Annotated in this window: 1 protein-coding gene; it reads right to left on the bottom strand. The window is 59.9% G+C overall.

Features of this window, described 5'->3' with window-relative positions; genetic code table 11:
- Positions 1-833 (bottom strand): IS110 family transposase (locus DH08_RS30185; protein ID WP_192182905.1); only part of this gene is annotated, 833 nt, incomplete at its 3' end.
- Positions 834-983: the final 150 nt, after the last annotated feature.

The following is a 983-nucleotide window of genomic DNA, read 5'->3' on the forward strand; positions in this document are numbered from 1 at the left end:
TCCTGGCTGTGCCGCAACAGCTCGTCGGCCTGCGCTTCGATCTCATTGCGCTGCCGGATCAGGCTGCGTGCTTCGTCAATGACCATCCGGAACATGCGAATGGCAGGCGCATCAAGCGGCAGCGGCAGTCCGATCGATGAGCGCGCCGTCTCGTAAATATCCATCAGAATCTGTGTCTTGCTGACTTTGCGGCCGACGACATCCCAAGCTGCCGTCACAAACTCCTCCTTCGTCAGCACCGTGATGCTTGCTGGGGTCGGAAAGGCATGGAGGAAGGCGAAGAACCAATCGCTGCGGCTGTTTCCCCGGAAGCGATCGATCTCGGGAAAATACAGCGGCAGGTAGTGCGTCAGGATACGGTGCTGGATCTCGGTCTTGGCCCTGGCGATCGCTTCATGTGTCTTCGACAGTTCCTGCACGTCGTTGATGCCGGCCCGCAGCGGATCATGGTAGACCTGCGTCGCCTGGATCCTGAGCATGTGCAGGATCACCTGTGCATCCTTTGGATCGTTCTTGTCCCAGCTATTGTGCAACGCTTCTCGTGTTCGGGCCAGTGCCAGCGACGACACCAGCCGCACCTCAAAACCCGCTTCAGCCAGGCGCCATGCTATCGGCCGGTGATAGTTCCCGGTCGCCTCAAAGGCGCAGACCACAGGGCGGCCATACGCCTGCAGCACCTCTATCAGATGGTCGTGCTCAGCACGGGTGTTGAGGACCAAAAGGCGACGCCGGCGCTTGTGGCCTGGTGTTTCGATCAGAACTTCATTGCGCACCTTGGCAATGTCGATCGCTACCAGCACCGCGGCGGCGGGTGTAGAATCTAAAGTGGTCATGGTCGGTCTCTCCGGAATGGGTTGTGAACATTCACATTCTAGAGAAACTTTGACTGGCCATGGCCGCCTCGACAGCGGTGCGCGCCTGCAGCGAAAAGCTGCGCGCACCGCTCTCCCGGTCGCCGCCGCTCCGTCATTCCGTAGGTGCTA

It is taken from the genome of Mesorhizobium amorphae, assembly GCF_014843845.1.
In the GTDB taxonomy this organism is placed as follows: Bacteria; Pseudomonadota; Alphaproteobacteria; order Rhizobiales; family Rhizobiaceae; genus Mesorhizobium; species Mesorhizobium amorphae_A.